Origin of the sequence: Pseudomonas sp. 22085, assembly GCF_052045815.1 — a bacterium.
Taxonomy (GTDB): domain Bacteria; phylum Pseudomonadota; class Gammaproteobacteria; order Pseudomonadales; family Pseudomonadaceae; genus Aquipseudomonas; species Aquipseudomonas glycinae.
The window spans coordinates 205,471-224,983 of the sequence record NZ_JBQEQA010000008.1 but is presented as its reverse complement, the minus strand read 5'-3'; the positions used below and the strand labels follow the sequence as shown (position 1 = coordinate 224,983).

The window sequence follows — 19,513 nt, the reverse complement described above, 5'->3', positions numbered from 1 at the left end:
GTTGCCCTTTTTTATTAGTCTGGGTCTTGATCGCCTAATGGGGAGCCAGCTTTTTTGGTAGTAGGATGTAATTTGTTTCAACGTGAGTATGAGCTTGGTTTAGGAAAGCCGCCTCTAATAACGGCCACTATAATCAGAATAATTGATTGGCCTGATTGATGGGCAAAGACTTTTATATCGTCTTCGATAACTCCGATGGGGGTCAATTTCTCAGAAGTTTCAAGTACGGAAAGTACAGCGATCCGTTTGCCAAACCCAATTGCATATGCGGCCGCTTGTTCAAAATATTTCGAAAAGTGTTCTGGCAGTAAAGCTTTCTTGTGCTCCACCTTCAATTCCAGAGGAATGCTGTGAAAGCTCAGGTCGGTTATACCTCCAGCGGCTTCGCCATGAGCTTGAAGGTTTTCTCCAATATCGCTGCGGTTTCGCAGCATTTCGGTCGCCTTGATTTGAAAAGCACGCTCAGAAGTCCCAATCTCAAAGATTGCATCTCTCAGGGCTTGGCCAGCAATGTTCCCAATCCCTGAAAGTAAAACCATAGCGTTGGAAATGTCGTCAGGGTTAATCCCAGGTTGGCTTCTTAACTCGTTCCTTATTTTAAGAAGATATTGGTCGATATTTGAGAAACCGGTAAGCGGGTTGGCTACAACATCGCAGCCTTCTAGCAAAAGTCGTCTATGGCCTATCGTAGTGACCTTTTGCCGACCATTTATTTGGTCAAACTCAGCTGCGTAGAGAAACTCATAGGGCCGTGAGCCAAATGAGTGTGCGACTTCTAAAACTGCTCGACCAGTCGCCGTAAATGTGAATGGGTGTACGCCATCAGGTTTCGAGAATCTAAAGCTCGGAAGCCAATTTCTCTCTCTTGAGTCCATTGTCACTGGAGAGAGAGAAAGTGAGTGTGCGTCGTTTGGCCAATTCGACACTCTGACCTCAATGGCCAGATCGTATGATATTCCTGGTTTCAAATAATTCCAGTTTTTTGCAGGTTGGCCATCGATATCAAATTTTAGAAAGGCGATCGTGGAATCGAGATTTTCAGCGGGTTGATCTGGTAGTTTAGTGTGTGGAATCGATAAGCCGCTGCTCCGGCTTTTCAAAAAAAGCGGTAGAGGGAGAGGCCAGTTGAGCAAATCTTTCTGTATGGCAAATAAGTCGCTTGGATTGACAAGGTTCTCCACTGTGGAAAAGAATTTTAGTAATCGGTAATTCATTGTGAAACTTAAACTGCGATCTATATCGGAAACGTGAAGCTTCGCTGACTGCAAGAAACGTTGGGAGTCAGGTGCCGCAACGCGAATACTGTGTCGCCACTCTGCTAACAGTATGAATATTGTAGCCGCAGTGCAATGAGCCTTGTAATCGTCCACTATGTCTGAGGATGTGAATGTTGCAAGATTGTTTTGCAGCTTGGTACAGGCCGTATTTAATTCGGAGAATTCTCTGTGTGTTGGCAGTAGAATGTCTTCAAGTGCCGACCAGATTTCAATTCTCAAAGAAAAAATCTGGTGGAAAATTTCTAGTTTTGGCTCTTGCCTCATTCTCTTTCTCCAGGTCAGATGTTAGCTTTTTCCAGTTGCTGAACAATTCTTTGTTGGTGATTCCGCTTTTGATGGTTTTTTCAATGCAGCTGGATGTGGAAACTAAACTAGCTTGTAGTAGCCAATGTGTAGCTCTGTCTTCGTTAGGGATGTTTTCTGTTATTTTTAATAGGCAGCCCTCAGCAAGCTCCTGTAGTCCGGCCCTGCTTAGTGAGGCGATATACAGCAAAGCCTCGCTGAAGTTTGTTGGGTTGGAGAGGTCAAGTTTGTTGAATGCTGAAATTAAATCGTCTGAACAGTTCCTGAGTTCGTTTTTGCTCGCGCGTAGTATAATGGCAGAAGCGGAATCGATAGAGATAGATCGGATATAATTATCTTGAATTGCTTTAGTCGCGACCTTTGTAAAATTCGGAGCGTTTTTTAAGCTGCGCCCTAGGTGTTCGATTGCGCGGTATAGTGCGCCCTGTTCAAGCCTTAAAGTAACTTCTGATAAAAACTTGCCCGTTGATCCCTCTATTTGTTCTGCTGATATGCCAGTGGATATCAGTGTTTCAATGCAGTCCACCGTGAACTCATCCTGTTTGTTTGTATTTGAATAGTGGAGGATTAAGCTCCAAAGCTTATTTTGTATTATGAAAGAGTGTTCTTTGGGTAAGGGGTTGTGTCGTAAAGTGCGAACGGCAGCCTTGTGGACAATTATATAAGGGTCTGTTAAGAGAACGGCCACTGATTCTATGAAGAGATTAGGGAAATTTTCGATTAATTTTCTTGGGACTTTCTCCCATGCCTCAATCGCGGAGGCCCGGATGAAGCTATGTTCGTCCAAAATCGCGCGGTACCAATCTGATAGTATAAGATTTATACTTTGCACATCCGTGAGGAGTAAAGAGATAGCGCCGATCATCTTTCCGCGTAATAGAATTTGGTCGTTGGGCAAACCTCGGTAAAGCCGCAAAAAGTCTTCGATGCCTTCGACACCTTTATAGTTTGCGCCTTTCGCTGCCCAACTGATTAATGCTCCTTGTAACCTATCAATTGCCGAAAGTTTGTTCCTTTTGTCTATTTCAGAGAATAGATTATCGGGAACATCAACAAGTCCTTTTTCTCGTTCGTCATCATGTATTCTTCCCAGCGTGGCAGCAGCCCCAATCATGTCGTCGAAGTGAAAAGCGGCCATCTCTTCAAAACGCTCTCGTGGATTAAGAAAGAAATGGGCTGCTTCACTTCCTGAGTCTGTAGGGCTTTGAACCGCGCTCCATAATAGCCTTCTGAATGCTATTCGTTGTGCCTGGCCGATACGTGGAGCTTCATCATAGGGTTGATTAAGAACTGAGTAGTAGACTTTGCAGTATTCTTTCCGCCCTATTTCGTCATTGTCTGCGAGATAGGACTCAAGAAGCAGGTCGGTATTGGCTGGAGAAAATTCTAGAAGTTTTTCTGCAGCCTTCCGTAAATAATAAATGGTTGCGCTGTATTTCCTCTCGTTAGGGAATAATGTTCGCCTGCGCATAAGTTTCGAAATGACCGTTCTTGCATGCAGCAAGAGTAAGTCATTATCGTTGGTGGCAAGTATAATCTCTAAGGCATCCTGCACCGCGTCCGATCTTGGATCACTTAATAACTCTTTTATTTTTGAGCTGATTTCTGTTGATTTGGATGCGAAAAGTTGACGAATAGGTCTGCTGTCGAGGCTTTCTCGCACGACGGATCCGAATATTTGTCCAGGGGGAGCACCTAAGGCTAGTGTTGCAAAACGGCGTACTATCATTGGGAGATCCGTTGAGGGGATCGCCTCAGATTTAGACAGAACAATATCAACGGCATAGGTTGACATTTCACCCGCTTTTATCAATCGGATAGCGATTAGGAGCCGCTCCTCGTCTTCCAGCGAGGCTTTGAGTAATGCTTTACCTGCTGAAATTGAATAAGGTAAGTTTCCACATAAGACATCGGGTAGTACATGTAGGATGATATTTCTAGTGAAGGTCTCAGGTGCTAGCTTTGCAAGCTGTTCGAGGCGAGGATCTTCGCTATCGATTGAGTCCTGATCAAGTTCGTCCAGCAGGTCAAGGACGAAGCTTTCTTCTAATGAGGACTCGTGACGTAGTTTTGCCCGTGCTTGGCGTCTAAGATCTTGGTTTTGTTTTCTTAAATTTTCTTCTTTCTCACGTTCTTTTTTTCGGAGATCAGCAGCTTGTTCCCTTGGTCCAATGAAGGCAGATATGTTGGGGAGCCCTACGTGAACACGTTTTGTACACCCTTTGCAGTTATTTATGTAGAAGTCATAAGCAGCATCTTCTAGTCGCCAACTTTGCATTGAGTGCGATTTGGAGTATTTGCATTGCATGCCCATGTGACCAATAGGGAGGTTGGTCATTTCTTCTATCATCCCCCTGCCACCACTCCTTGTGATTTCGGCGTGGAAACACCAGTTACGTACAAGTGTCATTGCCCGGAGATTGGCCTGGCCTGCTTCTATAGCTCTGCCAATCTCATCGTCGAAGTTTTCCATAGCGATTTCCAGGCCTTTTGTCAGCCTCGGTTGGTTGGCAACCCTCTACTTTCTCGTGATGTGGCACAGGAAAAAACGTGGGGGCTCGGTGTTTCTTCAGTAGCAAGATAATATCCCAACGCTGGGGACCAATGGAACGTCCAGGATATGTAGATCACATGGTGATGCGCAAAGCCGGCTTACCCATTCGGTGCCAGATCAAAATGGCGGTGAGTTGATAGTAATATCGAGTAGCCTCGGAGCGATCCTTCAAGTAGTGAGCCAGGAACCAACGCACATGTTTGCATTGCCAGGTCCAAGGGTTTTCGCGCTGCCATTGCTGCTGGATGGCAGCTTGCATGATTCGAGCTTGGCGTAGGTGTCGTCGCTGTGTGATCTGCGAGCCGGTCAGGGCACCACTCAGAAACATCTCCATTTCGAAGGGTTTGGTCACGTTCTTCCTCCTACATAGGCCGAAACCACATCAATTCGGTTATGCCCAAGCTCAATGCTGATTTGCCGTCGTGCCTTCTGATCAAGACCGCGGTCAATGCGATAGCATCGGCCACCATTGATGGGCGCGGGGTGGCCCGTGAGCTGTGTGTAACGTTCGCAGGCGTACGCTGCTCGCAATTCATGAAACCCCTTCAACCCTTGTTCCTGAAGTAATTCACGAGCAGGGCGCGCTGTCTGTTGCAGGAACTTAGCGTAGCTTTCGTCTCGGGCTAACAAATTGCGGCTGCCGGTCGGCGAGGTATGACAAGCGATCAGCAGCGCCGCCTTCACCTCTTCATTGGCCTCGATCCAGCGCGGTGCCGAAGCCCCGGACCTGCCACCTTTGGTACCGTCCTGAATATTGATGCGACCTAAACACTCAGCCTCACGTTGCAAGCGTGGCAAGTCAGCGAGGACTGCTTCGCGTAGGCGCATGCCGGTTGCGCGGGCCAATCAGATAATCGCGGCTACGCGGTGGTGCTGCTGTTCGCGAAGCGCTTCAATCACTCGACTCAGTTGTTGGTGGTCTTGGCCATCCGGTGCTCGGGTGCGTACGCTTGATCGCTGCATGCCGAGTGCCTTGCTCGGGCTGGCGATTTTCACGTACTGATCACCGCGTAGCTCAGCGAGGGTGCGGTTGACGCTACTCAGGCGGTTCTGCGCGGTGGCGATGCAGAGTTCGCCATGCTGGATCTGCTGGCGCAGGTGCGCGGCGTAGCTTTGCAAGGTACTGCGATCTATCTGGCGGGCATCGTTGTAACCTGGGCCGTCCGTAGACCGACACCATTTCACAAACGCCTGCCAGCGATCGCTGTGTGCTTTGACCGTGGCGAAGTGGCCGCCCGCAAACATATCTTTCAGTGCCTGCGGGCCGGCATAGCTCAATTGGCGGCCGTAGCCAAAGTTTCGCCCATCACGCCGACCGACCAACGCCATCTGCGTCACCGTTTTCATTGTCTTGCAGAAAGTGCAGCACGGCTATCCAGTGTGTGCTGATCTTGTCCACCTGTTGCCAGTGTGTGGGACGAATTAGCAGGGCATTTTGCTGGTGCTGCAGCATGACCCCTACTTCGCGCAACTGCTGGATAAGCAGATCGATGTCGGCGGAACCTAAGGTAGGTGTGGCGACAACGGCGACAGTGACGACAACGCCCGCAGTTGCCGGCCTGGGACCCGGCGACAAGGCGGCGACAGAAGTGGCGACACACCGCAGGGGAAAAGGGGACAGATTTATTTTGAACGAAATCAATCTGTCCCCTCTTTCATTTGGCATCGAGTGTCTTTTTCATGACAACGCTCCATGGTTTCACATGGTTTCAGGCTCCCGGCGAATCCCTTTGGTAAACCATCTGTCGGGTTGTAGCGGAGCGCGAAGACTAGCGTCCGGAAGCATCTTGACCCAGTTCATGAAAGTCGACGCGTGCTGCGGGAAATTTCCTAGCACGCCTGTAGACAGGAGTGAAGCTCACTCGACGTCAGCGTGTGCTTGAAGTGATGTTCCCACAACCGCACACCCAACCCACCCGAACGATCCAGCGACGAACCCACCGTCAGATCCGTGAGCAACGTCGGCTGCAAACCGGCATCAAACAGCGCAAAACCGGCGGCGAGGCAGCAGGTTTCGGTTTGCAGGCCGCAGACCAGCACGCGATCCAGGTTCAGGCTTTTCAGGTATTCGATTGTGTCCGGGGAGGGCGCGTAGCCGTATTTGATGAAGATGCGGTCTGCGGCGATCAGGCTGTCATCGTCCGCCGCCGGGTGCCAGCCGAGCTGACGCTGGAACGGTGTGCGGGTTTCATCATGGCGCTCGACCGTGGCGATGCTGGGCAGTTTGCCGATGAGCGATTGAATGCCGTCGATCAGTCATTGCGGCGGGGAGAAGCTGGGTTGGACGTCGATGATCAGCAATGCTTGGCGCACGAGGTCTTCAGGGTGAATCTCCAGATGCGACAAGGCCCGCACTGGGCGGGCCTTGTCGTTGAGAGTTGGTGGAGCCGGGGGGATTTGAACCCCCGTCCGCCAGTACTCCGCTGTCGGTACTACATGCGTAGCCGTGTCTATTAAGTTAACCCTCAGCGACCCGACGGGCAGGGTGCTTTGGGCGAGTTGTGTAAGTTTTAGCCGCTTCGTCCACAACGTACTGCACGGCGATTCTGTTCTATATGACAATCATTTTGGGTTTACAGACATCCCCTGATGATTGCTGGACCCGAAGGTACCAGGAGTGCATGTCAGCTGCAATTAAGCAGCGAGAGCAGCACCGTATTGGTCGTCATTGGCAACTATAAGTAGTTGCAACAGTGGATTTACGACTTCTGTTACCAAGTCGGCATGCACCTAGAGTTTCGCAACCGGCGTCGAATCCTAAACGGCCCCGAACTCATTGCCTGGTAAATCTGATCGGGCAACAAGCGTGCACAGTGTACGTCAATCTGCCGACGAGGCCAACCCGCAGGTTGGCCCGTCAGCATCGATCAGTTGTTGGTGCCGCTGGCTTTTTGTATCTCCAGCTTGGTTTTCGAGGTTTCTGCCACACAGTCATCAATTTTGCCTTGAGCTTTGAGGGCTTGGGCCTTGCTCAGGCTGGTTTCAACCATCTGGGTTTTTTCCGGGGACGATGACAACTGCCCTTTGAGATTATTGATCTCCTGGATGTTGGCGTCGCACAAGTCAGCAGGCTTGTCTGCGGCGAACGAAGTGGAAGCCATCATCGAGGCAGTAACGAACAGACCTAACAGTACAGAACGCTTCATGTGTATCTCCTTGAACTGAGGGATCCAGACTTCGCTGGCCGTCAGGACGGGCAACCGAATGGAGGACAAGCCCCGATTGTTCGGGGCCTGTTCTGTGGACTGCGGTCGCTCGCAAGGGTTCTATTTTTCTTCAGAGGGCGGTTGCGGGGGCTTTGGCTTGGGTCACCCGATCCACCAGATACACCAGACCGTGGTAGTCGATTCCACCATGTTGCGTCAGACCGATCTCACAGGTGCGGCTGGTGGAAATCCCCTCGCTGCAATGCTGCACCGCATCCTTGAGCGTTCGCAGTGAGTGGCTGTTGAGCTCCGGCGTGGTGAAACCCTTGTCGCCGGCGAAACCGCAGCAGTGAATGCCTTCCGGGATCACCACGTTCTTGCTGCATTTGCGCGCCAGTTCGATCAGCGCCTGGCTCTCCCCGAGATGCTGAGTGCTGCATGTCACGTGGACGGCAATCGGTGCTTCCTGGGGCGTGAAGTCGAGCCGGTCCAGCAGATGCGTACGGATGAATCGCACAGGGTCATACAGATCCAGGCGAACATTTCCCACGTCCTGCACCAGTCGCAAGGTGCAGGGGCTGGTGTCGCAATAGATCGGATCGAGGCCGCCGCGACTGGCCTGGAGCAATGCGCCGATCAGTTCCTGACGCTTGTGCTCGGCCTGTTCGGCATAGCCTTTGGACGCGAAAGGCTGGCCGCAGCAGAGGTTGTCCAGATTGTCCGGGAACACCACCTGATAACCGGCCTTTTCCAGCAGACCACGGGTTTTGTCGTACAGCGACATCTGCTCCTTGTCGCCCGCCGCCGGCCCCATCACCCGCGAAACGCAGGCTGCCAGATACACGACGCGCGGGCGTTCGTCCGACACGGCCGGGCTGAAGCGAATGGCTTTTTCCGGCTGCGGCATCGCGTGGGTCCACAGCGGCACCTGACCTTTGGACAGCCGCGTCAGGGTCGCTGAAAGCTTCGTCAGGCGCGGTGCACCCATCAAAATCCGCGCTCCGTTGGCCACATGCAGGGTGAAACGCGCACCTTGCAGGGTGGTGGCGAAATTTCCTTCGATCAGGTTGGCGGTTTTCGTATGGGTTGCGTGACGGCTGCGCAGCTTTTTCACCAGCTCGCCGGTGTTGATGCCTACAGGGCAGCGTTGCGCACACAACCCGGTCGCGGCGCAGGTATCGATGCCTTGGTATTCGTAGGCTTTTTCCAGTTCGGTGGTGTCGATCCCGGCGCGCTTTCGCGCCTGGATATCGCGCCAGATCACGATGCGCTGGCGCGGGCTCAGGGTCAGGCCTTTCGAGGGGCAGACCGGCTCGCAGAAACCGCACTCGATGCATTTATCCACAATCTCGTCGGCCGCCGGCAGCGGTTTCAGGTGCTTGAGGTGGATCTGCGGATCTTCGCTGAGCACCACGTCCGGATTGAGAATGCCCTTTGGGTCGAGCAGGCGTTTGAGCTGCCACATCAATTGATAGGCGTCGCTGCCCCATTCCAGTTCGACGAAGGGCGCCATGTTGCGTCCGGTGCCGTGCTCCGCCTTCAGCGAACCACCGAACTCCACGGCCACCAGTTGCGCCACGTCGTCCATGAACGCCTGATAGCGTGCGACTTCTTCCGGGCTGTTGAAGCCTTGGGTGAAGACAAAGTGCAGATTGCCTTCCAGCGCGTGTCCGAAAAGGATCGCTTCGTCGTAGTGATGTTTGTCGAACAGTTCGATCAGACGGTTCACGCCGATGGCCAGTTGTTCCACCGGGAAGGTGACGTCTTCGATGATCACCGTAGTGCCGGTCTTGCGCACGGCGCCGACGGCGGGGAAGGTGTCCTTGCGGATCGCCCAGAGGCGGGCGTTTTCGACCGGGTCTTCGGTGAAGTCGACCTGTTTCTCCACCGGGAAGCCGCTGAGCGACGCCATGATCTGCGCCAGTTGTTCCTGCAGCAAAGTGGAAGACGCGGCGCGGGATTCGATCAAGAGCGCGCAGGCATTGTTCGACAGCTGCTGTACGAAAGCCGGCATGCCGGGTTTGTCCTGCACCGAGCGCAGGCTGCGGCGGTCGAGCAGTTCCACGGCGGACACCGGTTGGCTTTTCAGCACGGTGACGGCGTTGCAGCAGGTTTCCACATCCGGGAAAACGATCAGCGCCGAGGCCTTGTTCGGGTGGTCGATCACCGTGTCGTAGGTCACCGCGCTGATGAAACCAAGGGTGCCTTCGGAGCCAACCAGCAAGTGGCTCAAGATATCCACAGGCTCATCGAAATCCACCAGGGCGTTGAGCGACAGGCCGGTGGTATTTTTCAGACGGTATTTGTGGCGGATTCGCGCGGCGAGTTCGGCATTGGCGCGGGTTTCGCGGCCCAATGTTGCCAAGCGTTCCAGTAGTTCGCGGTGGCTGACTCGAAACGCCTCGACGCTGGCGGCATCTTCGGTGTCGAGACGTGTGCCGTCCGCCAACACCAGACGAATCCCGGCCAGCGTGTGATAGGTGTTTTGCGCGGTGCCGCAGCACATGCCGCTGGCGTTGTTGGCGACAATGCCGCCGATCTTGCAGGCGTTGATCGACGCCGGATCCGGACCGATCTTGCGCCCGAATGGCGCCAGCCATGCATTGGCCTGGGCACCGATTACGCCCGGTTGCAGGCGGATCTGTGTGCCCTGGCCGCGAATTTCACGTGCGTTCCAGTTATCCCCAAGCACGATCAACACCGAATCACTGATCGCCTGGCCGGACAGGCTGGTGCCGGCGGCGCGGAAGGTCACCGGGACCTGATCGCGCTGGGCCAGTTTCAGCAGCGCCACTACTTCGTCTTCGGATTCGACGCGGATCACCAGTTGCGGAATCAATCGGTAGAAACTGGCATCGGTGCCGAAGGCCAGGGTCGACAGCGGATCGTCGAAACGCCGTTCGGCCGGAATCAGCTGCTGCGCATCGCGCAGGAAAGTCGCCGGTAAGGTCATTGGTCCTCCAGGATCAACACCACCAGGTCTTTCGGTCCGTGGGCGCCGTAGGCCAGGACTTGTTCGATGTCGGCGGTTTTCGACGGGCCGGACACCAGCAGCGCGTTGGTCGGCATGCCTTGCGCCCACTCGAATTCCTGCTGCACCTGATAGAAGTTGTCGCGGATCTGGCTGGCCTTGAGCAGGGCGAAATGCACCGGCGGCACGAGGCTCATCAGCCGTGGTTCTTCGCGGGTCGGCCAGAGAATCAGGCTGCCGGTGGCGGCAATGGCGCCGAGGGTGCCGGTCAGACTGGCCGGGGTGTCGTTGAACAACTCGGCTTTCCACTCTTCCATCGGGCGGTCGTAGGACTTCAGCGCCGGCAGATCAGGATTGTTCGCCCAGTGCTGTGTGATGCGCTGCCCATGGGGCGTAGTCGGTGCAATCAGCAAGCTCGGCAACTGACGGTCGCGCAGCAATTGCGCCAGCAGCACCGGCCAGCCATCAGCGGATGTCAGGTGGATTTCGGTGTGCACCGCTTCCATCAGTTTGCGCAGTTGCGGGATCCGTTGTTCGGCGCTGTAGGTGTAAGGCTGGGTCACCAGATCGACGTCAAAGTTGTCGGCAATCGGTGTGGTGCCGGTCAGACTCTTCCGTAACTTGCCGAGGATGTTTTGTTTGGCGCTCATCAACGGTCTCCTCGTTTGGCCAGGTGTTCGCGAGCCATGTCATGCAGTGAGCGGGCGGCGGGTTTCGGTGCGCTGTGATTCTGCGTCCACGGCCCGACATTGTTCGGCGCCAGGGCGCGCAGGCGCGTGGCGAAAAACGCAAACAGTCGATACAAAGTCGGCGAGCTGTTGAGCTTCGCCCAAGCGTTCCAGATGAAACGTTCCTTGCGCGAGTATTTGCTGCCCTGACCGCGCATCACCTGATGCGGTGCGTCCGGGGCTTTGACGTTTTCTTCGCGCAGGCGCCGCAGCAACGCGGGGATTGGAATCTTCACCGGGCACACTTCACCGCAGGCGCCGCACAAAGAAGACGCGCTCGGATGATCCGGGACTTTCGCCAGACCGACCATGTGCGGGGTGATGATTTTGCCGATCGGGCCGGGGTAAACCTCGCCATAGGTATGGCCGCCGACGCGGGTGTAAACCGGGCAATGATTCATGCAGGCGCCGCAGCGGATGCAGTTCAGGGTCTGGCGCAGTTCGCTGTCCGCAAACGCCTGGCTGCGACCGTTGTCGAGCAATACCAGATGCACTTCCTGCGGGCCGTCGAGTTCATGTTCCTTGCGCGGGCCGGAGATCATGTTGACGTAGGTGGTGATCGGAATACCCAGCGCCGAGCGGGTCAGTAATGACAGCAGCGGCACCACGTCGCGCAGGTTTTCCACGACTTTTTCGATGCCTGTGACGGCGATGTGAACCGGTGGCACGGTGGTGGTCATGCGGCCGTTGCCTTCGTTTTCCACTAGCAGCAGGGTGCCGGTTTCGGCCACGGCGAAGTTGACGCCGGAGACGCCGATGTCCGCTTCGAAGAATTTCTGCCGCAGGACCCTGCGACCGATCTGAATGAGTTGGTCAACGTCCTTGGTGTATTCCACGCCAAGTTTGTCGTGGAACAAGGACGCGACCTGACCGGCATTCTTGTGGATTGCCGGCATGATTATGTGTGAAGGCTTCTCGTGGTCGAGCTGGACGATGTACTCCCCCATGTCGGACTCCAGACATTCAATGTCCCGAGCCTCGAGGAAATGGTTCATCTCCATCTCTTCGCTGACCATCGATTTGCCCTTGATCACTTGCCGCGCCTCGTGAGCGCGGATGATCGAAAGGACGATGCCATTGGCCTCGTCCACCGTTTCCGCCCAGTGCACTGTCACACCGTTGCGGGTCAGGTTCTGTTCCAGTTGCTCGAGCAGATCGGGCAACTTGGAGAGAGCGCGCGCCCTGATCGAGTTGCCCAGGGCGCGCAAGTGTTCTCTTTCGTGGGCATCGCTGAAAGCCGCTGCCCGCTTGGTCATCAATGAATCCATCGCGGTGCGGAAGTTGTTCCGCAACTGCGAATCGCCCAGGGCGTTGTGTGCCCGGGTGCGGAAATCTTCTTCTACGGCAACCGTAGGAATAATCGTGGAAGTGCTCATCGCGCACCTCCGGTTCGTTGCCAGAGGAAGCTCGCCAGGTGTTGCCCGCGCAGTGCTTCCTGCTGTTTTTCCAGCGAGCCGTTGATGTTCATCAGGCAGCCGCAGTCGGCACTGAGTACCTGATGCGCGCCGGATTCCTTCAACGCCCGGGTCTTGTCGGCCACCATCGCGCCGGAAATGTCTGGCATACGGACGCTGAATGTCCCACCGAAGCCACAGCATTCGCTTTCGTGATCGTGGTTGACCCGTTCCACGTTGCTCAACTGCGCCAACAACTCGCGGCCGTGCAGGTGGGTGTTCATTTCCCGTCGCGCCGAACACGAGGTGTGCAGCGCCACTTTCACCGGCTCGCCGCTGTCCTTTAGCTGCACCTTGCAGACGAACAGCAGAAACTCGGCCAGCTCATAGGTACGGTCCGCAAGGGCCTGAACCTGTGTCAACGTTTCCGGCTCGTCCTTGAACAAGTCGGCGTAATGCTCGCGGATCATTCCGGCGCACGAACCCGACGGCACCACCACCGGACAGTCCCCGGCAAACAGCGCCAGTTGCGAGCGCGCCACCGTCCGTGCCTGCTCGGTGTAACCCGAGGTGTAGGCCGGTTGTCCGCAGCAGCTCTGCCCTTGTGGGTAGTCGACCCGGATGCCTTCGCGCTCCAGCAAGTGGATCGCGTCCATCCCGGCTTCCGGGTAGAACAGGTCGACCACGCACGTGCCGAACAGGTAAACCCGCGACGGTTTCTCGCTGGGATATTGCCGGGGTTCGGGCAGTGGCGGTGCGACGCGAGTAGCGTTGGGCACAGCGTTGTAAAAAAGCTCGCTCATCAGGCGTGTCTCCGGGTGGGCCCGGTTATCCGTCTGTTGAGGCTGCCGAATATAGAACGCATTGCTTTCAGCAGCCTTACAGACCGGGTTGTGAATTGCTGACGCCGGAATCACGAACCGGCGTCGGTTATTTCCATGTCGCTTGTAGTCTTAATGCACCAGCATGCCAGTGAACCAGTAGGCCTGGGCCAAGGTGATCAGGCCGACAATCGTTGCAAAGAATAGGCTGTGCTTGAGGGTGAAGCGGAACAGATCGGATTCCTTGCCCACCAGACCGGTCGCGGCGCAGGCCACGGCGATCGATTGCGGGGAGATCATCTTGCCGGTCACGCCGCCGCTGGTGTTGGCCGCCACCAGTAAGGTGTCGTTGACCCCGATCTGGTGTGCGGTGGTTGCTTGCAGCGAACTGAACAGGGCGTTGGATGAGGTATCGGATCCGGTCAGGAACACGCCGAGCCAGCCGAGGAAAGGCGAGAAGAACGGAAACGCCGCGCCGGTCGCCGCCAGCACCAGAGCCATGGTCGAGGACATGCCGGAATAGTTGGTGACAAAGGCAAACGCCAACACCATGCCGATCGACAGGATCGGCCAGCGCAGTTCGTAGAAGGTCTCTTTAAAAGTGGTCAGACCAGTTTTGATATTGATCTTCAGCACCAGCATCGAGATCAGCGCGGAGAAGAAAATCGCCGTGCCGGTCGCGGAAATCGGATCGAGTTTGAACACGGCCGGAATCGCGGTCGGGGCGGCAACGATCGGCGCGGTCTTGATTACCAGTTGATCCAGGTGCGGAATCGCGAAGTTGAACACCCAGGCGTACATCGAGCCGCCGGCGGCGAACATGGCCTTGAACGGCTTGAGCGTCCAGATGGTCACCAGCACGGTGAGGATCAGGAACGGCGACCACGCCTTGAAAATTTCCCCGAGGCTGTAAGGCGAAGCGACGGTGGTGCGCTTCTGGCCGAAACCGCCGACGCTGGCAGTCACCACCGAAGCGGACACGGCGCCGACGATGTGCTGGCCGGCGGCACGTTTCGGCTGCCAGACCTTCAGGAACAGTGTCAGCGAAATCAGGCTGGCCAGGGCCGACGTGATGTCCGGCAGTTCCGGGCCGATGAAATTCGAAGTGAAGTATTGGGTGACGGCAAAGCTCAGGCCTGCGACCAGCGCCGCCGGCCAGGTTTCACGCACACCGCGCAGGCCATCCATCATGAACACCAGCCAGAACGGCACGAACAGCGACAGCAGTGGCAGTTGGCGGCCGGTCATGGCGCCGATCTTGAACGCGTCGATGCCGGTGACCTGGCCCGCCACGATGATCGGAATCCCCAGTGCGCCGAATGCCACTGGGGCGGTGTTGGCAATCAGGCACAGGCCGGCGGCGTACAGCGGGTTGAAACCGAGTCCCACCAACAGCGCAGCGGTAATCGCCACGGGTGCACCGAAACCGGCGGCACCTTCGAGGAATGCGCCGAAGCAGAAACCGATCAGCAGCACCTGCAGGCGCTGGTCGTCAGTGATCGACAGCACCGAACTGCGGATGACCTCGAACTGACCGCTCTTGACCGTCAGTTTGTACAGGAACACCGCCGCCACAATGATCCAGGCAATCGGCCATAGACCATAGGCGAAGCCATATCCGGCGGCGGCAAACGCCATGTCGACCGGCATCTGGAACGCGAAGATCGCCACGGCGATAGCCAGGGCGAGCGTGATGCTGCCGGCCACATGACCCTTGAGGCGGAACACCGCCAAAGCGAGGAAGAAGAAAACGATGGGGATGACGGCCGCGAGTGCGGACACGCCGAGACTGCCGAGCGGGCTGTAGAGCTGTTGCCAGGTTTGCATATGGGGTGGCCCCTAATTGTTGTTGGTCAGGCACTGTCAGCGTTCTTGGTTAATTGGTAAGACCAATTTACAATCGCTGTTGGCTAGGGTAAAAGCCTTGATGTCGGTGTGTCAATTTGCCGCCCTAAAACTTTTGTCGAACAACCGGACGGCGAGTCGGATTGCACCGGTTGAATTGGCGTCATCTGGCAGGTGTCGGCGCAGCGTCGATAGGCCAGAATAGAGAGCCCGGCGAGCGGTCGGGATGGTGGAGAGTTGAGTGATGGGGTTTGATCAGATACGTCAGCGCCGTTTGTCTGATGACATTGTCGAGCGACTGGAAGGGATGATTCTCGAGGGCACGCTGAAGTCCGGCGAGCGTCTGCCGGCCGAGCGGACTCTGGCGGAACAGTTCGGCGTTTCCCGGCCCTCGTTGCGCGAGGCGATTCAGAAACTCGCGGCCAAGGGCTTGCTGGTCAGCAAGCAGGGCGGCGGCAACTATGTTGTGGAAAGCCTCGGTTCGACGTTCAGCGATCCGCTGCTGCAATTGCTGGAAAGCAATCCCGAGGCACAGCGCGATCTGCTGGAATTTCGCCACACACTGGAGGCATCGTGCGCCTATTACGCAGCGTTGCGCGCCACAGACGTGGATCGTGAACGGCTGACGGCGGCGTTTGAAGAGTTACAGGATTGCTATTCGCGTCATGACGAAGTGAGCCGGGCGGAAGAGGGTGCGGCGGATGCGAAATTCCACCTGGCGATTGCCGAAGCCAGTCACAACGCGGTGTTGCTGCACACCATTCGCGGGCTGTTCGATCTGCTCAAGCGCAACGTGGTGACCAACATCGGCGGCATGTACAAGCAGCGCACGGAAACCCGCGACATGCTGATCACGCAGCATCGGGAGTTGTATCTGGCGATTATCGAGGGGCGCGCGGAACAGGCGCGTGAGGTATCCAGCCGACACATTCTCTATGTGCAGGAAGTGCTGGAAGAGGTGCGTCAGGAAGTGCAACGCATGGCTCGCGCCGAACGACGCAAAGGGATGTAGACATGACCGCTCCCGTGCAGGACGCGGGAACGGTCATTCAGGCAGAAAAATCAGTCTTCCTTGCCCTTGTTGCGCACCGCGCGCTGCAACTCGCGACCGGCGTCGCGTTCGCGTTCGGTATCACGCTTGTCGTATTCCTTCTTGCCCTTGCCCAGCGCGATCTCGCACTTGACCATGTGCTTGCTCCAGTACCAGGACAGGCACACGCAGGCGTAACCCTTCTGCTGCACGGCGGCGGCGAGCTTGTCCAGCTCGCGGCGGTTGAGCAGCAGCTTGCGGGTACGCACCGGGTCGGCAATGACGTGGGTGCTGGCGGTCATCAGAGGCGTGATGTGGCTGCCGAGCAACCAGGCCTCGCCATCCTTGAGCAGCACGTAACTGTCGACCAGTTGCAGCTTGCTTGCCCGCAGACTTTTTACTTCCCAGCCGGCCAGGACCAGACCAGCCTCGAACTTGTGCTCGATGAAGTAATCGTGTCGCGCCTTTTTGTTTTGCGCGATGGTCCCTGTTGGGTGTTTCTTCTGTTTAGCCATAGGGGCGGCATTATATGGAGATAAACGGCTGTCGGCTACGGTGATGCTGCGTGCTTGAGCAGGTTGAGTGAATCCCGGACAATGCGGCCTCTTTTTCTAACGCTTGGGCGTGATAAACGATGTCGACAGACAAGGTTTCTGTCCACGGCAGTTGGGCTAGCCGCTGGGTTTTCATATTCGCCGCGACCGGTTCGGCCGTGGGATTGGGCAGCATCTGGAAATTCCCCTACATGGTCGGGGTCTACGGTGGCGGCGCCTTCGTACTGATGTTTCTGGCGTGCATCGCGCTGATCGGCATCCCGGTGATGCTCGCTGAAACCCTGATCGGCCGCCGTGCCCGCCAGAGTCCGGCGAACGCCCTGAAGGTGCTGGCGCGGGAAGCCGGGCACTCGGGCAAATGGTCGTGGGGCGCCTTCGCCGGGATGATCACGGCGTTGCTGATCCTGTCTTTCTACAGTGTGGTCGGCGGCTGGTCGCTGGATTACATCATTGATATGGGACGCGGAGATTTTCAGGGGGCTACGGCCGATCAGGTCGGGGCCTATTTTGGAAATGTCATCTCCGACCCCTGGCGCCTGACACTTTGGCACACGGTTTTCATGCTGCTGTCTGCGGTGGTGATCGCCAAAGGCGTCGTCGCGGGGCTTGAGCGCAGCCTGCGGATCATGATGCCGCTGCTGTTCGTGATGGTACTGGTGCTGCTGGGTTACAGCATGACCACCGGGCATTTCATGGAGGGCGTGCACTTCATGTTCGACTTCCACCCGGAAAAAGTCCTCGACGGCTTGCTGCCGGCCATGGGCCACGCGTTCTTCTCCCTGAGCGTTGGGGTGGGCTCGATCATGATCTACGGCGCCTACATGACCAAGGAAGCTTCGCTGTCCGGTACGGTTGTGGGTGTGGCACTGCTCGATACCTTTGTTTCGCTGGTGGCCGGTCTGGCCTTGTTTCCGATTGTGTTTGCCGGTGGTTTGAACCCGAGTGAAGGCCCGGGGCTGATGTTCGTCAGTCTGCCATTTGCTTTCGGTAACGTGCTGTTCGGCCAGTTGATGGGCGTGGTGTTCTTTGTTCTGGTGGCAATCGCGGCCTGGAGCTCGGCCATTTCCCTGCTGGAGCCGATGGTCGCCTATCTGGTCGAGCGGACTAAAATCAGTCGTACGTGGGTGACGTTCTGGCTGGCGTTCACCTGCTGGTTCGTCGGTCTGGGCACGGTGTTTTCCTTCAATATCTGGAAGGAAGCCAAATTTTTCGTGAACGATGGCGGGGTGTTCCATCTCTACCTATGGGGTGCGGCCGGTGGTCTGGATTTCTTTGGTGTGATCGACTTCTTCACCTCGCGGATCATGTTGCCGCTCGGCGGGCTGTGCTTTGTGCTGTTTGCCGGCTGGGTGATGGGGCGTGAAGCGGTGCGTGACGAATTGTCGATTCGCAGCCCGGCGCTGTTCGCCCTGTCTCTATTTTTGATGCGCTATGTGGCGCCCATCGGCATCCTTGTAGTGTTTGCCGCCCAGCTCTGGAAGTGACGCTTACATGACGACACATATTCAACGATCGGCGCTGCTGCCTTATCCGGCGCAATTTCTTTATGACCTGGTCAATGACGTGGCGCGTTACCCGGAGTTTCTGCCGTGGTGCTCGTCTGCCGAAGTCCTGGAAAGCTCGCCTGAGCATATGCGCGCCAGTGTTGGCGTGGCCAAGGGCGGTCTCAGTCAGCACTTCGTGACGCGCAATACGCTGGTGCCGGGACAGTCGATCGAGATGAATCTTGAGGAAGGTCCATTCAATCAGTTGCACGGTGTCTGGGTGTTCAAGGCGTTGAACGAGAAAGCCTGCAAGATCAGTCTGGATCTGTCCTTCGACTATGCCGGGCCGCTGGTCCGCGCGACGCTCGGTCCTTTGTTCAATCAGGCGGCCAATACATTGGTGGATGCGTTCTGCCAGCGCGCCAAGCAGATGCATGGTTGAGCCGGTGATTCAAATCGAAGTGGTGTATGCCGCCGTTGATCGTCAGGTTTTGCGTGTGATCAGCGTCGCCGAGGGTACGACGGTGCGTGCGGCGCTGATGGCGTCCGGGATTGACGTTGAATTTCCGGAGCTGGATCTGAACGGTTGTCCCTTGGGGATCTTCGGCAAAGTGATCGCTGATCCGGATGCTCGACGGGTCCAGGAAGGCGATCGCATCGAGATCTATAGACCGCTGTTGGCTGATCCGAAAGAGGTGCGCCGTCTGCGCGCCGCCAAGGCCGCCGAGGCCAAGGCGCGAAACCAGTAGGCTGGCCAAACGGCAGGCAATAAAAAACCCGGAATTTCCGGGTTTTTTATTGCGTCGCAAATTACTGCGGCGAGGTGTCCAGCGGTTCTGGCGTTGGAACCGGAACGGTTTCCACACCATCGACGTCCTTCTGGATCTGATCCAGCAAGGAGCCTGGCTTGGCCGGTTTTTCCGGTTTCGGCTGCTCGGCGTTTTCAGCAGGAGCGGTCACGCTGGTGCCGCTGTCCTTGCCGAGAATGGCTTCGTCACGGCTGACGCCCGGCATGAAGTCACCGGACAGGCTGGCAAGGCGGTCATTCGAGTCGAAAATGACACTTACGCGTTCCTGCTGGCGTTCACCGCCCCCCGGTTGCAGGCTGTACAGGTAATCCCAGCGGTTGGCATGGAACGTGTCGGCAAGCAGAGGGTTGCCCATGATAAACCGTACTTGCGGCCGGGTCATTCCCGGGCGTAACTGGTCTATCATGTCCTGCGTGACGACATTGCCCTGCTGGATGTCGATTTTGTAAACCCCGGGGAATGAACAACCGGCGAGTGCGAGCAGTCCCACAAAGGTGAAACTGGTTAGCAAGAGCTTGGTGTTTTGCATCGGTGGGCGACTTCCACTATCTTGGCTGGGACAACGTAAACGCCGATCATACCCGCATTAAGAGAAGC

Annotated in this window: 17 protein-coding genes, 1 other RNA gene and 1 pseudogene; 4 read left to right on the top strand and 15 right to left on the bottom strand. The window is 56.3% G+C overall.

The features are described from left to right. Positions 1-77 precede the first annotated feature (77 nt). The 13 genes and pseudogenes from ACTJK7_RS12535 to ACTJK7_RS12475 all read right to left on the bottom strand — a co-directional run bounded on the left by ACTJK7_RS12535 (position 78) and on the right by ACTJK7_RS12475 (position 15,021). Positions 78-1,541 (bottom strand): hypothetical protein, encoded by a 1,464-nt coding sequence (locus ACTJK7_RS12535; RefSeq protein WP_440780415.1) that lies wholly within the window; start codon positions 1,539-1,541, stop codon positions 78-80. Then, positions 1,486-4,053, bottom strand: coding sequence for a hypothetical protein (locus tag ACTJK7_RS12530; RefSeq protein ID WP_440780414.1), 2,568 nt, complete (start codon positions 4,051-4,053; stop codon positions 1,486-1,488). Before ACTJK7_RS12530 ends, ACTJK7_RS12535 begins: the two co-directional genes overlap by 56 nt. A 154-nt stretch (positions 4,054-4,207) precedes the next feature. After that, positions 4,208-4,486, bottom strand: coding sequence for a hypothetical protein (locus tag ACTJK7_RS12525; protein WP_440780412.1), 279 nt, complete (start codon positions 4,484-4,486; stop codon positions 4,208-4,210). Beyond that, positions 4,483-5,463, bottom strand: a pseudogene (locus ACTJK7_RS12520) (integrase domain-containing protein). The gene ACTJK7_RS12525 and the pseudogene ACTJK7_RS12520 overlap by 4 nt, the downstream one beginning before the upstream one ends. Continuing rightward, positions 5,441-5,776 (bottom strand): hypothetical protein, encoded by a 336-nt coding sequence (locus ACTJK7_RS12515; protein WP_440780411.1) that lies wholly within the window; start codon positions 5,774-5,776, stop codon positions 5,441-5,443. The pseudogene ACTJK7_RS12520 and the gene ACTJK7_RS12515 overlap by 23 nt, the downstream one beginning before the upstream one ends. A 188-nt stretch (positions 5,777-5,964) precedes the next feature. Beyond that, on the bottom strand, positions 5,965-6,390 hold the full coding sequence (locus ACTJK7_RS12510) for an isochorismatase family protein (RefSeq protein ID WP_440780437.1): 426 nt from the start codon (positions 6,388-6,390) through the stop codon (positions 5,965-5,967). A 123-nt stretch (positions 6,391-6,513) separates the two neighbouring features. Beyond that, positions 6,514-6,903: a transfer-messenger RNA gene (gene ssrA, locus ACTJK7_RS12505) on the bottom strand. Between the two features lie 98 nt (positions 6,904-7,001). Continuing rightward, positions 7,002-7,280 carry a hypothetical protein gene (locus ACTJK7_RS12500; RefSeq protein ID WP_108559530.1) on the bottom strand — a complete coding sequence of 93 codons (279 nt, stop codon included), beginning with the start codon at positions 7,278-7,280 and terminating at the stop codon, positions 7,002-7,004. Positions 7,281-7,410: 130 nt separating this feature from the next. Further along, entirely contained in the window at positions 7,411-10,233 is a 2,823-nt protein-coding gene (locus ACTJK7_RS12495) for an FAD-binding and (Fe-S)-binding domain-containing protein (RefSeq protein WP_440780410.1), read from the bottom strand. Beyond that, positions 10,230-10,901, bottom strand: a complete 672-nt coding sequence (locus ACTJK7_RS12490) for a LutC/YkgG family protein (protein WP_108559533.1) — start codon at positions 10,899-10,901, stop codon at positions 10,230-10,232. Before ACTJK7_RS12490 ends, ACTJK7_RS12495 begins: the two co-directional genes overlap by 4 nt. After that, positions 10,901-12,355 (bottom strand): LutB/LldF family L-lactate oxidation iron-sulfur protein, encoded by a 1,455-nt coding sequence (locus tag ACTJK7_RS12485; protein WP_064382599.1) that lies wholly within the window; start codon positions 12,353-12,355, stop codon positions 10,901-10,903. Before ACTJK7_RS12485 ends, ACTJK7_RS12490 begins: the two co-directional genes overlap by 1 nt. Continuing rightward, positions 12,352-13,176 carry a (Fe-S)-binding protein gene (locus ACTJK7_RS12480; RefSeq protein ID WP_011332387.1) on the bottom strand — a complete coding sequence of 275 codons (825 nt, stop codon included), beginning with the start codon at positions 13,174-13,176 and terminating at the stop codon, positions 12,352-12,354. Before ACTJK7_RS12480 ends, ACTJK7_RS12485 begins: the two co-directional genes overlap by 4 nt. Positions 13,177-13,326: 150 nt before the next feature. Continuing rightward, positions 13,327-15,021 carry a lactate permease LctP family transporter gene (locus ACTJK7_RS12475; protein ID WP_440780409.1) on the bottom strand — a complete coding sequence of 565 codons (1,695 nt, stop codon included), beginning with the start codon at positions 15,019-15,021 and terminating at the stop codon, positions 13,327-13,329. A gap of 262 nt (positions 15,022-15,283) precedes the next feature. Here ACTJK7_RS12475 and ACTJK7_RS12470 point away from each other — a divergent pair, with 262 nt between their 5' ends. Further along, positions 15,284-16,051 carry an FCD domain-containing protein gene (locus tag ACTJK7_RS12470; RefSeq protein WP_039769141.1) on the top strand — a complete coding sequence of 256 codons (768 nt, stop codon included), beginning with the start codon at positions 15,284-15,286 and terminating at the stop codon, positions 16,049-16,051. Between the two features lie 50 nt (positions 16,052-16,101). On the opposite strand, the gene smpB is transcribed toward ACTJK7_RS12470, so the two are convergent. Further along, the gene (gene smpB / locus ACTJK7_RS12465) at positions 16,102-16,584 is read right to left on the bottom strand and encodes an SsrA-binding protein SmpB (protein ID WP_007953781.1); all 483 of its coding nucleotides are present in this window, start codon (positions 16,582-16,584) and stop codon (positions 16,102-16,104) included. A gap of 119 nt (positions 16,585-16,703) precedes the next feature. Here smpB and ACTJK7_RS12460 point away from each other — a divergent pair, with 119 nt between their 5' ends. From ACTJK7_RS12460 to ACTJK7_RS12450, 3 genes are read left to right on the top strand one after another with little or no spacing between them, the layout of a single operon-like run. Continuing rightward, positions 16,704-18,107, top strand: coding sequence for a sodium-dependent transporter (locus ACTJK7_RS12460; protein WP_440780408.1), 1,404 nt, complete (start codon positions 16,704-16,706; stop codon positions 18,105-18,107). A gap of 7 nt (positions 18,108-18,114) precedes the next feature. Next, positions 18,115-18,549 carry a type II toxin-antitoxin system RatA family toxin gene (locus ACTJK7_RS12455; protein WP_003221509.1) on the top strand — a complete coding sequence of 145 codons (435 nt, stop codon included), beginning with the start codon at positions 18,115-18,117 and terminating at the stop codon, positions 18,547-18,549. Next, positions 18,542-18,856, top strand: a complete 315-nt coding sequence (locus ACTJK7_RS12450; RefSeq protein ID WP_085654574.1) for an RnfH family protein — start codon at positions 18,542-18,544, stop codon at positions 18,854-18,856. Before ACTJK7_RS12455 ends, ACTJK7_RS12450 begins: the two co-directional genes overlap by 8 nt. 61 nt (positions 18,857-18,917) lie before the next feature. Here the strand turns inward: ACTJK7_RS12450 and ACTJK7_RS12445 are convergent, their stop codons facing one another. After that, on the bottom strand, positions 18,918-19,445 hold the full coding sequence (locus tag ACTJK7_RS12445; RefSeq protein ID WP_064382594.1) for an outer membrane protein assembly factor BamE: 528 nt from the start codon (positions 19,443-19,445) through the stop codon (positions 18,918-18,920). Positions 19,446-19,513: the final 68 nt, after the last annotated feature.

Excerpts from the sequence above, each read along its gene's own strand:
- ACTJK7_RS12455 (WP_003221509.1), top strand. The coding sequence starts at position 18,115 with ATGACGACACATATTCAACGATCGGCGCTGCTGCCTTATCCGGCGCAA.
- ACTJK7_RS12475 (WP_440780409.1), bottom strand. The coding sequence starts at position 15,021 with ATGCAAACCTGGCAACAGCTCTACAGCCCGCTCGGCAGTCTCGGCGTG.
- ACTJK7_RS12460 (WP_440780408.1), top strand. The coding sequence starts at position 16,704 with ATGTCGACAGACAAGGTTTCTGTCCACGGCAGTTGGGCTAGCCGCTGG.
- smpB (WP_007953781.1), bottom strand. The coding sequence starts at position 16,584 with ATGGCTAAACAGAAGAAACACCCAACAGGGACCATCGCGCAAAACAAA.
- ACTJK7_RS12530 (WP_440780414.1), bottom strand. The coding sequence starts at position 4,053 with ATGGAAAACTTCGACGATGAGATTGGCAGAGCTATAGAAGCAGGCCAG.
- ACTJK7_RS12535 (WP_440780415.1), bottom strand. The coding sequence starts at position 1,541 with ATGAGGCAAGAGCCAAAACTAGAAATTTTCCACCAGATTTTTTCTTTG.
- ACTJK7_RS12490 (WP_108559533.1), bottom strand. The coding sequence starts at position 10,901 with ATGAGCGCCAAACAAAACATCCTCGGCAAGTTACGGAAGAGTCTGACC.
- ACTJK7_RS12500 (WP_108559530.1), bottom strand. The coding sequence starts at position 7,280 with ATGAAGCGTTCTGTACTGTTAGGTCTGTTCGTTACTGCCTCGATGATG.
- ACTJK7_RS12480 (WP_011332387.1), bottom strand. The coding sequence starts at position 13,176 with ATGAGCGAGCTTTTTTACAACGCTGTGCCCAACGCTACTCGCGTCGCA.
- ACTJK7_RS12495 (WP_440780410.1), bottom strand. The coding sequence starts at position 10,233 with ATGACCTTACCGGCGACTTTCCTGCGCGATGCGCAGCAGCTGATTCCG.
- ACTJK7_RS12445 (WP_064382594.1), bottom strand. The coding sequence starts at position 19,445 with ATGCAAAACACCAAGCTCTTGCTAACCAGTTTCACCTTTGTGGGACTG.
- ACTJK7_RS12470 (WP_039769141.1), top strand. The coding sequence starts at position 15,284 with ATGGGGTTTGATCAGATACGTCAGCGCCGTTTGTCTGATGACATTGTC.
- ACTJK7_RS12485 (WP_064382599.1), bottom strand. The coding sequence starts at position 12,355 with ATGAGCACTTCCACGATTATTCCTACGGTTGCCGTAGAAGAAGATTTC.
- ACTJK7_RS12450 (WP_085654574.1), top strand. The coding sequence starts at position 18,542 with ATGGTTGAGCCGGTGATTCAAATCGAAGTGGTGTATGCCGCCGTTGAT.